Annotated in this window: 8 protein-coding genes; 7 read left to right on the forward strand and 1 reads right to left on the reverse strand. The window is 61.9% G+C overall.

The annotated features are described in order from the left end of the window. Positions 1 to 74 precede the first annotated feature (74 nt). The 4 genes from hutU to B9A15_RS00645 all read left to right on the forward strand — a co-directional run bounded on the left by hutU (position 75) and on the right by B9A15_RS00645 (position 6,399). A complete protein-coding gene (gene hutU, locus B9A15_RS00630) occupies positions 75 to 1,742 on the forward strand; it encodes a urocanate hydratase (RefSeq protein ID WP_084408392.1) in 1,668 nt (555 codons plus the stop codon). A gap of 615 nt (positions 1,743 to 2,357) precedes the next feature. After that, entirely contained in the window at positions 2,358 to 4,544 is a 2,187-nt protein-coding gene (locus tag B9A15_RS00635) for a methyl-accepting chemotaxis protein (RefSeq protein ID WP_170923121.1), read from the forward strand. A gap of 310 nt (positions 4,545 to 4,854) precedes the next feature. Continuing rightward, positions 4,855 to 5,613, forward strand: a complete 759-nt coding sequence (locus B9A15_RS00640; RefSeq protein WP_084407935.1) for a Bax inhibitor-1/YccA family protein — start codon at positions 4,855 to 4,857, stop codon at positions 5,611 to 5,613. Positions 5,614 to 5,835: 222 nt separating this feature from the next. Next, positions 5,836 to 6,399: a GNAT family N-acetyltransferase gene (locus B9A15_RS00645; protein ID WP_084408393.1), complete on the forward strand. Its 564-nt coding sequence runs from the start codon at positions 5,836 to 5,838 to the stop codon at positions 6,397 to 6,399. 117 nt (positions 6,400 to 6,516) lie between these two features. Here the strand turns inward: B9A15_RS00645 and leuD are convergent, their stop codons facing one another. Further along, positions 6,517 to 7,122, reverse strand: coding sequence for a 3-isopropylmalate dehydratase small subunit (gene leuD, locus B9A15_RS00650; RefSeq protein WP_084407937.1), 606 nt, complete (start codon positions 7,120 to 7,122; stop codon positions 6,517 to 6,519). Positions 7,123 to 7,252: 130 nt separating this feature from the next. On the opposite strand from leuD, the gene B9A15_RS00655 reads away from it, so the two are divergent. The 3 genes from B9A15_RS00655 (at position 7,253) to B9A15_RS00665 (ending at position 9,674) form a co-directional block, all read left to right on the forward strand. After that, positions 7,253 to 8,125, forward strand: a complete 873-nt coding sequence (locus tag B9A15_RS00655; RefSeq protein ID WP_084407938.1) for an HpcH/HpaI aldolase/citrate lyase family protein — start codon at positions 7,253 to 7,255, stop codon at positions 8,123 to 8,125. Positions 8,126 to 8,168: 43 nt separating this feature from the next. Next, on the forward strand, positions 8,169 to 8,375 hold the full coding sequence (locus B9A15_RS00660; protein WP_084408395.1) for a DUF1737 domain-containing protein: 207 nt from the start codon (positions 8,169 to 8,171) through the stop codon (positions 8,373 to 8,375). 135 nt (positions 8,376 to 8,510) lie between these two features. Then, complete coding sequence (locus B9A15_RS00665; RefSeq protein WP_084407940.1) at positions 8,511 to 9,674, forward strand: fumarylacetoacetate hydrolase family protein; 1,164 nt, start codon at positions 8,511 to 8,513, stop codon at positions 9,672 to 9,674. The last annotated feature ends 408 nt before the right edge of the window (positions 9,675 to 10,082 follow it).

The raw sequence follows: 10,082 nt of genomic DNA on the forward strand, positions 1-10,082 counted from the left end.
TGAGCGAGGCGAAGAGGGATCGATCGCCTCGTCATTGACCCGACCTAATGCTGCCATCCGAGGACGCCCGACCCATGACCCGCATCGACAATTCCCGCACGATCCGCAGCCCGCATGGCACCGAGCTTACGGCCAAGAGCTGGCTGACCGAAGCGCCAATGCGCATGCTCATGAACAATCTCGACCCGGATGTGGCGGAAAAGCCCGGCGAACTCGTCGTCTATGGCGGTATCGGCCGGGCGGCACGCGACTGGCAGAGTTTCGATAAGATCGTCGAGAGCCTGAGGGGTCTCGAAGCCGACGAGACGCTTCTCGTCCAATCCGGCAAGCCGGTCGGCGTCTTCAAGACCCACAAGGACGCGCCGCGCGTCCTCATCGCCAATTCCAACCTCGTGCCCCATTGGGCGACATGGGACCATTTCCACGAATTGGACCAGAAGGGCCTTGCGATGTACGGCCAGATGACGGCCGGCTCCTGGATCTATATCGGCAGCCAGGGCATCGTGCAGGGCACCTATGAGACCTTTGTCGAGATGGGGCGCCAGCACTTTTCCGGCGATCTCTCCGGCAAATGGATCCTGACCGCGGGGCTTGGCGGCATGGGCGGGGCGCAGACCCTGGCCGCCACCATGGCCGGCGCCTCTTGCCTCGCCGTCGAATGCCGGCCCTCCTCGATCGAGTTTCGCCTGCGCACCCGCTATGTGGACGTTCAGGCCAAGGATCTCGACGACGCTCTGGCGATCATCGAACAAGCGACCAAGGATAGGAAGCCGGTCTCCGTCGCCCTTCTCGGCAATATGGCGGAGGTGTTGCCCGAACTCGTCCGGCGCGGCGTCAAGCCGGACATCCTGACCGACCAGACTTCGGCCCATGATCCGGTCAATGGCTATCTCCCCGCTGGCTGGAGCCTGGCCGAATGGGAGGAGAAGCGTGAGCGTGACCCCAAGGCCGTCGCAAGGGCAGCCAAGGCCTCGATGGCCCTTCATGTGAAGGCGATGCTCGATCTCTATAAGGCGGGCGTGCCGACGGTCGATTATGGCAACAATATCCGTCAGATGGCGCTGGAGGAGGGGGTTGCCGACGCCTTCGCCTTTCCCGGCTTCGTGCCGGCTTATATCCGCCCGCTTTTCTGCCGCGGCATCGGCCCCTTCCGCTGGGCGGCGCTGTCGGGCGACCCGGAGGACATCTATCGTACCGATGAAAAGGTGAAGGAGCTTCTGCCCGACAACGCCCATCTTCATCGCTGGCTGGACATGGCGAGGGAGCGGATTTCCTTCCAGGGCCTGCCGGCCCGCATCTGCTGGGTCGGTCTCGGCGATCGCCATCGCTTGGGCCTGGCTTTCAACGAGATGGTCGCCAAGGGCGAGTTGAAGGCGCCGATCGTGATCGGCCGCGATCATCTCGATTCCGGCTCGGTCGCTTCGCCGAACCGCGAGACGGAGGCGATGAAGGATGGCTCGGATGCCGTTTCCGACTGGCCGCTCCTCAACGCCCTTCTCAACACGGCCTCCGGCGCGACCTGGGTCTCGCTCCATCATGGCGGCGGCGTAGGAATGGGCTTTTCCCAGCATTCCGGCATGGTTGTCGTCTGCGACGGCAGCGAGGAGGCGGCAGCGCGGGTCGGCCGTGTTCTGTGGAACGACCCTGCCACCGGCGTCATGCGCCATGCCGACGCCGGCTACGAAGAGGCGATCGACTGTGCCCGCGACAAGGGCCTCGACCTGCCGGGAATCTTGGGGTGAGAGCTGGGCGAAAACGCCGAGAATGGCGGGGATTGGTGACGATCCCCGTGTCTGGCTGGTGACACTCGCTATAGGGTCGTCCAGCTGAATACGGGGCCGGGCGTTCCTGAGGTCACTTGTCGCGCCCGGACCAAGCAGCTTTTGGCTGCGTTTCTGGCGCGGGTTCTCATGCTCCCGGAGGAGTGACTTTCGTGCGGCTTCCAGCTCCACCTGTCGATCGGCAGGAAGAGCTTCAAGTCCTTTTATCGGCGCTTGTCGAACCATCGACATGGCGTCGACGGGCAATCCTGAGAAACTTGGCAAGGTCCTTTCGCCCCCCGGCGGCTCGTCTCCACCAAGCGGACCGCGTCATCTGCGAATTGCTCGACAAACCGGCGCTGCCGTCTGCCCGCCAAATGCTCCTCTGTCAGCCTAAAGAGTCTCCATTTTCCTGACCCAACCCCTGTGGCTGAAGGGATTCAACCAGCCTGTGGATTTCCCCGTAGCGCGGAAAACGAACAACTCCGGGTAAAGCAATTTTAATAAAACGAGCTTCAAATATGCGTTACTTATCATAGTTCAAAAACGCCCAGATGGTCTGGTGTGGAATGGGCGATGGCATCCAAGGAAAAATCGATGCGCCTGAAAGATGTTCCTGTCGGCCTGCGCCTTGTCGCGACGCTTCTCATACCGACGGTCCTGCTCGTCCTGGTCGCTCAGGATCAACTTAGAGCGTCCTGGGGCCGCTATACCCATATGTACGAGCTCCGTGACGCGGCCAAGGAGATCGAGATCGTTTCGAACTTCATCCATGCCTTGCAGATCGAGCGCGGCACTACGGCCGGCTTCCTTGGAAGCGGCGGCACGATGATGGCCGACGCCATGCGCAAGGCGCGGATGACAAGCCACGACATCCATGAGGTCTTCGAAAGCGTCGAGGATCGGATCGAACAGGCCGGCGACCAATATGCCACGCCGCTCATGCAGCGCGTCGATCCCATGACGCATGAAGGCTTGGCGAATATTCGCAAAAACGTCGATGCGTTAGCGGCAACGCCGCAAGAGGCCTTCACCTTCTACAGCGAACTCATCGAGGGTCTCTTGGCCATGGCCGTCTCCCTCCATCATGGTGTGGACGACATGGCGATCGCGACGCCGCTTTCCGATTTTACGATGCTGCTGCATGCGAAGGAATTCGCGGGCCAGGAGCGGGGTCTTGGGGCCGGCGCCATTGCAGCCGGGCACTTTTCCTTGGAGCACTATTTCCTGTTCGCCGAGTTGGGTGGCAAGGAAGACGCGCTTATCGATCTTTATTATGAAGGCGTTGAGCCGGTATTCGCCGATGATGCGAGAAAGCGTCTCGCAGCCTCACGCGAGGCGATGGTCGAGATGCGCCACGCCATGATTCGAAATGGCGAAATGACAGACCTGTCCCGATTCGATCCCGGCGAGTGGTTCGAAATCGCGACGACCCGCATCTCGGTCCTGAGGGACCTGGCTCAGGAAACCATCCACCGCATCGAGGACAAAGCCGCCGCTCTTGGCGACGAAGCCTATGCCAACTTCGTGCAACGGGCATTGATCGCTCTTTTCGTGACGATTCTCGTCGGGGGCGTCACATTTGTTCTCGCCAGATCGATATCGAACCCCTTGCGCGCCTTGTCGCAGAGCCTGAAGGCTCTGCTGGAGGAAAGCAGCGAGCTGACGGGCGTCGACGGGACGCGGAAGGACGAGTTCGGCGAGATGGCTCGTACCGTGCAGGACATCATTGCCCAGACCGAGGAGCGTGTCCTGCGCGAGGCCGAGGAAGAGGCCGGGCGCCTTGCCGAACGTGAGCGCGTCCGAGCGGCGACGGATGCCGAACGAGCGGAGACCGCAGCCGCGTCTCTGAAGGCGGTGAACGAGCTCGGAAAGGCGCTTCAGAGCTTGTCGGAGGGCGATCTCAGCTATCGGATAAAGACCCATTTCGCCGAGATGTTCGAGCCTCTCCGCCTGAACTTCAATCGCTCGCTCGATGCGCTTGAGAACGCGATGGGCGGGGTGGCCGAAGTCTCCGGTGCGCTTCGCTCGAATACCGACGAACTGCATGTTGCGGCCGATGATCTTGCCTGGCGTACCGAACAACAGGCCGCTTCCTTGGAAGAGACCGCTGCGGCGCTCGCGGAGATCACACAAACCGTTTCCGAAAGCACGAAACGAGCCGAACATGCCGGGCAACTCATCGCCCAGACCGCTTCGCAGGCTGAGCAGTCCAGCGCGATCGTTCGTGCGACGGTCGAGGCGATCCAGGCCATCGCGGCCTCGTCGGAAGACATTACCCGCTTCGTCGTCGTCATCGACGAAATCGCCTTCCAGACCAATCTTCTGGCGCTGAATGCCGGCGTCGAGGCCGCGCGGGCGGGCGAATCCGGCCGGGGCTTCGCCGTCGTCGCGAGCGAGGTTCGCGAACTGGCTCAACGCTCGGCCGATGCGGCCAAGCAAATCAAGGACCTTACCAGCCGGTCCGTCACCGAAGTCTCGAACGGTGTGTCCTTGTCGGAGAAAACCGGATCGGCGCTTTCCGGCATTTTGGAGCGTGTCGAAACCGTCCACAACGAGATGGAGGCCTTGGTGTCGTCCGCGAGATCACAGGCAACCGCGCTCGTCGAAACCAAGCAAGCCATCTTCCAGATGGATCAGACGACACAACAAAATGCGGCGATGGTCGAACAAACGACTGCGGCAACCACCAATCTCGCCGAACAGACCAGGATGCTCGACGCGAGAGTCGCAGGGTTCAAATTGTCCCGCAGACAGTCCCTCGGCCGCGATATGGCCGCTTGACGGCCTCATCGTATGACCGAGACATCCGGTCCCGAACGTGTCAGGCGCGGTGCCCTGTCAAACAGAGGGCGCCCCGTTCCGGCGCATCGCTGATCCTGTCGACGCGGCGTTAACGAAACTCACGTCGAAGTCATCTTTCAGGGCGCGAAAAGGCCGGTTTTGCTCGGGCTCATATCTTGTTCCATGCGGATTGAAACCGCATATTACACTTGGATCGCTGGGCGTCCCGCCAGCGGCGCCACCGCCACCGAGGGTCCAAGCTTGGAGGGCGGACACCGGACGGGACACTCGAGATAAGGATTTCACGAATATGGCTGACTATCGGAATTCCAGCATGCGCTCGGTGCCTGCTGCCGGTACGAGAGCGGACATCGATCAGGGCCTGCGCAGCTACATGCTGAAGGTCTACAATCTGATGGCAGGTGGTGTCGCTCTGACCGGCGTCGCGGCCTATGCCATGTATATGTTGTCCTTCGTAACCAACGATGCAGGCGATATCGTCGGGCTGACGCAGCTCGGCAATACCCTGTTCAACACGCCGCTGAAGTGGGTCGTCATGCTCGCTCCGCTCGGCATGGTGTTCTTCCTGTCGTTCCGCATCAATAAGATGAGCGTTGCGGCTGCGCAGGCGACCTTCTGGGTCTATGCCGGTTTGGTGGGCGTGTCGCTCGCCTCGATCTTCGCCGTCTATACCGGCGAATCGATCACCCAGGTCTTCTTCATCACGGCGGCCACCTTCGGTGCCCTGTCGCTCTTCGGCTATACGACCAAGCGCGACATTTCGGGCTGGGGCTCGTTCCTCTTCATGGGTGTGATCGGCATCGTGATCGCCATGGTGGTGAACATCTTCCTGGCGTCTCCGGCGCTGCAATTCGCCATTTCGGTCATCGGCGTTCTCGTCTTCGCCGGCCTGACAGCCTATGACACGCAGCAGATCAAGGAAATGTACTATGAGGGCGACGGGTCTGCCGTTGCTGGCCGCAAGGCCGTGATGGGCGCCCTGCGCCTCTATCTCGACTTCCTCAACATGTTCCTCATGCTGCTGCAGCTCTTCGGCAACCGCGAGTAGTCGCGGCTCCCGACAGGGATCGAGAGATGAATGATCGGGGCGGCCTTCGGGTCGCCCTTTTCGTTTGGGCGCCGGTTCCTCGACGTGGCGAATGTCGAAGGGGAACGCAGCGGGATCGGCTCTGGCGATCGGAGCGGCCAATCCGGCTCTTTCGCCCAAGCCATGGCTCGGCTAATCGAAGAGCAACGCCATCGATGAAGGCTGCGAGAAGCGCCCATGAGTTTGACCTTGACCGTCCGTGCGGCAACGCTGACCGATCTCTCGGCGATCACAGCGATCTATGAGGACGAGGTGCTCAATGGCACCGCCACCTACGAGCTGACACCGCCGGACGAGGCGGAAATGACCAAGCGTTTCGAGGGTCTCGTCGCGGCCGGTTATCCCTATCTCGTTGCTGTGGACGAAGGCGGCGCGATCCTAGGCTATGCCTATGCGGGCCCGTTCCGCACCAGGCCGGCTTATAATTGGTTCGTGGAGGATTCGATCTATCTGGCTCGAGAGGCGCGCGGACAGGGAGTGGGCAGCCAGCTCCTTTCCGAGCTTCTCACCCAATCGCAGGCCAAGGGCTTTCGCCAGATGCTCGCCGTCATCGGCGGGGCGGAGAATGCCGGCTCGATCCGTCTCCATGCCAAGGCCGGTTTCGAGATGATCGGCACGATGAAGGCGACGGGGCTGAAATTCGGACGCTGGGTGGACACGGTTCTCATGCAGCGCCCGCTTGGCGACGGCGCGACGACGATCCCCAATCCGGACGTGTTTCCAGGACCCATCGGACGACAGGCCTGATGCGCGGCTCAACCGACGCCTGATCGCGGGCTCACTGGCGATGTCTTGCAAGGCGGATCGGGCATCATGAAAGATGCCCGATCATATCTCGATCGTCTGGACGCGGACGGCCCTAATTCACGCCCAGGGGCGGCGCTCGGCGAGCTTGTCCTCATAGGATGAGATGACGTCGGCGCGCTCCAGCGTCAGGCCGATCTCATCGAGACCGTTCAAAAGGCAATGCTTGCGGAAGGGGTCGATCTCGAAGCTGATCTCGCCGCCATCGGGGCCGCTGATCGTCTGGTTTTCCAGATCGACGGTCAGGCGCGCATTGGCGCCGCGCTCGGCATCGTCCATCAAAAGCGCCAGCTGCTCGGGCGTCACCCGGATCGGCAGAATGCCGTTCTTGAAGCAGTTGTTGTAGAAGATGTCGGCAAAGGAGGTGGAGATCACGCAGCGAATGCCGAAGTCGAGAAGCGCCCAGGGCGCGTGCTCGCGCGAGGAGCCGCAGCCGAAATTGTCTCCGGCGACCAGGATCTCGGCCTGGCGATAGGCCGGCTTGTTAAGCACGAAATCGGTGTTCTCGGACCCGTCCTCATTGTAGCGCAGCTCCGCGAAGAGGCCGGTGCCGAGACCGGTGCGCTTGATGGTCTTCAGATAATCCTTCGGGATGATCATATCCGTGTCGACATTGACGATCGGCAGCGGCGCGGCGATGCCGGTCAGGGTCGTGAACTTCTGCATAGGTCTGGCTCCTCGCGTCCCGTCTCTTTGCCAGAGCGATTAGCATCTCGGCGATCGGAGGCAAAGTCGAAGGCGAGGGGAGGCGTCCGCCCGGATTGTCATCGCCGCATCCTTCAGCCATGAACCGGCCATGCAAAGCACCATTCGACCCCGCCGATCCGTCCTCTTCGTGCCCGCCGCCAATTCCCGCGCGCTGGAGAAATCCGACGGGCTGAGACCCGACGGTTTGATCTATGACCTTGAGGATTCCGTCAGTCCCGAGGAGAAGCCCGCCGCGCGCGAGCGATTGCGCGATCATCTCGAGGGAAGCGCTTTCTCAGGCGAACGGATCGTGCGCATCAACGGTCTCGACACACCCTGGGGTACCGAGGATTTCCTGATGGCGCGGGGCGCCGGCGTCGATGCAATCCTCTTGCCCAAGGTGGAAACGGCGCGTGTGGTGCGCCAGCTCGTCGATGCGCTGAAGGACACCGATGCGCCGGACAGTCTGAAACTCTGGGCGATGATCGAGACGCCGCTCGGCATTCTCGATGCCGGCTCGATCGCCGCCGAGGGCCAGGGACGGCTGGGCGCTCTCGTCGTCGGGCCGAACGATATCAAGCTCGCCACCGGCATCCGGCCGGATGCCGCCCGCAGTGAGATGCTCCCCTGGCTCATGCAGATCGTGCTGGCGGCCAAGGCTCACGGCCTTTCGGTTCTCGATGGCATCTACGGCGATTTCCGCGACACGGACGGCTTTGCCGACGAATGCGCGAGCGCCCGGCGCATGGGCTTCGATGGCAAGACGCTGATCCATCCGTCCCAGATCGAACCTGCGGAAGTAGCCTTTTCTCCCTTGCCCGAAGCGGTGCGCTGGGCCGAAACCGTCATTGCGGCCTTCGAGCGGGAGGAAAATCAGGGCAAGGGCGTGATTGGCCTCGACGGGCGGATGGTGGAGCGCCTTCATCTCGTCGAGGCGACGCGACTGATCGCCTTGCGCGATGCGATCGCCCACCGGGCTTGATCTCGCCTGCTCGCAGGCTTCCCTTCAAACGGATGATACGACCATGAAACTCTATCGCTTTCTCTCAGGGCCGGACGATTCCAGCTTTTGTCATAAGGTCTCGCTCGCCCTGTCCAAGGGCTGGGAGCTTCATGGCTCGCCGACTTATGCCTTCGATGCCGCCGCCGGCGTCATGCGCTGCGGTCAGGCGGTGACCAAGGTGGTCGAGGGCAAGGACTACGATCCTGAGATGAAGCTCGGCGAGCAATAGGCCTGATGATAGGACCACGGGCCCGACCAAGGGCTTACGGGCTGCGAAAGGATCGGCCGTCGCCATTGTCAGCATCCGTTATCTTCGCTAACCGGCAGGCAAAGGCCGGGCAACGGCGAAGGAGAGGACAGAAGCATGGCGAACGAATCGATTTTGCCGGAGACGGGCCAAGGCCATTTCGTGGGGCGCGTCTTTCGGTCCGACATGGCGGGTCCGTCGGTCGTCACGATCCGCGACGGTCGGGTGATCGACGTCACGTCGAAGCAGATCGCGACAACGCGCGACCTTCTGGAACACGCCGACCCGGCTGCGGTTCTGGACGCCGCGAAGGGCGAGGATATCGGTAGCCTGGACGAGATCGCCTCGGCCTCGATCGAGCCCCAGGGCGAAGGCGATCTTCCCCGGCTTCTGGCTCCTTGCGATCTGCAATCGGTGAAGGCCTGCGGCGTCACCTTTGCGCGCTCCATGCTGGAGCGTGTGATCGAGGAGCGTGCGGCCGGCAATGCCGACCTTGCCGCCGAAATCCGCGAAAAGGTCTCCGGCATCATCGGCGAGAGCCTGCGCGACATCAAAGCCGGCTCCGATGAGGCGGGCCGGATCAAGACGATTCTCGTAAAAGAGGGTCTCTGGTCGCAATATCTGGAAGTCGGCATCGGTCCCGATGCCGAGGTCTTCACCAAGGCGCCGGTTCTGGCTTCGGTCGGCTGGGGCGCCTCGGTCGGTCTCAACCGCATCTCGCGCTGGAACAATCCCGAGCCCGAAATCGTCCTTGCCGTCGACAGCCATGGCAAGGTCAAGGGCGCCGCGCTCGGCAACGACGTCAATCTGCGCGACGTGGAAGGCCGCTCGGCGCTTCTTCTCGGCAAGGCCAAGGACAACAACGCCTCTTCGTCCATCGGCCCCTTCATCCGCCTCTTCGACGAGACTTATGAGATCGAAGACGTGCGCTCGGCGGAACTCTCGATGACCGTCAAGGGCGAGGATGGGTTCGTGCTCAAGGGGCGCAGCTCCATGAAGGAGATCAGTCGCGATCCGCTCGATCTCGTCCGCCAGACGATCGGTGGCCACCATCAATATCCCGATGGTTTCCTTCTCTATCTCGGCACGCTCTTTGCCCCGGTCGAGGATCGCGGCGAGACGGGGCAGGGCTTCACCCATCATATCGGCGATGTTGTCACGATCGCCGAGGCCAAGCTCGGCAGTCTGCGCAACACCGTCCGCTATGCCGACGAGTGCCCGCCTTGGACCTTCGGGACCGCGAGCCTGATGCGCAATCTCGCCGCGCGGGCGCTCCTCTAGAGCACGATGCCGAGAAGTCGCATGACTTTTCGCGTCACATCATGCGGCAAAACAAAGACTTAGAGCGAAATCACGATTCCGATTTATCGCATTTCGCTCTAGTCCCTTTGCGCCGTTTCATAGATGAGCGCGGAGTCTTCAGGGCTTAAAAGAAAAAGTGAGGCCCCCGACGCTTCGTCAGTCTCGGCCACCGTGCCTCCGAAAACCTCACATTGTCTCGCGAAAATAAAACAGTCGGGGTGACATAGACGCTCCGACCTATCCCCATGGGGAGACGTGCGGCCCTTATACCTCTTTGGGAGGCGACGAGGGTTTCGCCGCTTTTGGTATCGTGCCGTTTGCGGTGGGACGGGAGCCGATTCCCTCTGGGACGCCAAGCGCTTGAATGAGCAGGCGTCGTCGTTCACC

The organism is Fulvimarina manganoxydans (assembly GCF_900176465.1).
GTDB lineage: Bacteria > Pseudomonadota > Alphaproteobacteria > Rhizobiales > Rhizobiaceae > Fulvimarina > Fulvimarina manganoxydans.

Excerpts from the sequence above, each read along its gene's own strand:
- hutU (WP_084408392.1), top strand. The coding sequence starts at position 75 with ATGACCCGCATCGACAATTCCCGCACGATCCGCAGCCCGCATGGCACC.
- B9A15_RS00635 (WP_170923121.1), top strand. The coding sequence starts at position 2,358 with ATGCGCCTGAAAGATGTTCCTGTCGGCCTGCGCCTTGTCGCGACGCTT.
- B9A15_RS00665 (WP_084407940.1), top strand. The coding sequence starts at position 8,511 with ATGGCGAACGAATCGATTTTGCCGGAGACGGGCCAAGGCCATTTCGTG.
- B9A15_RS00655 (WP_084407938.1), top strand. The coding sequence starts at position 7,253 with ATGCAAAGCACCATTCGACCCCGCCGATCCGTCCTCTTCGTGCCCGCC.
- leuD (WP_084407937.1), bottom strand. The coding sequence starts at position 7,122 with ATGCAGAAGTTCACGACCCTGACCGGCATCGCCGCGCCGCTGCCGATC.
- B9A15_RS00640 (WP_084407935.1), top strand. The coding sequence starts at position 4,855 with ATGGCTGACTATCGGAATTCCAGCATGCGCTCGGTGCCTGCTGCCGGT.
- B9A15_RS00660 (WP_084408395.1), top strand. The coding sequence starts at position 8,169 with ATGAAACTCTATCGCTTTCTCTCAGGGCCGGACGATTCCAGCTTTTGT.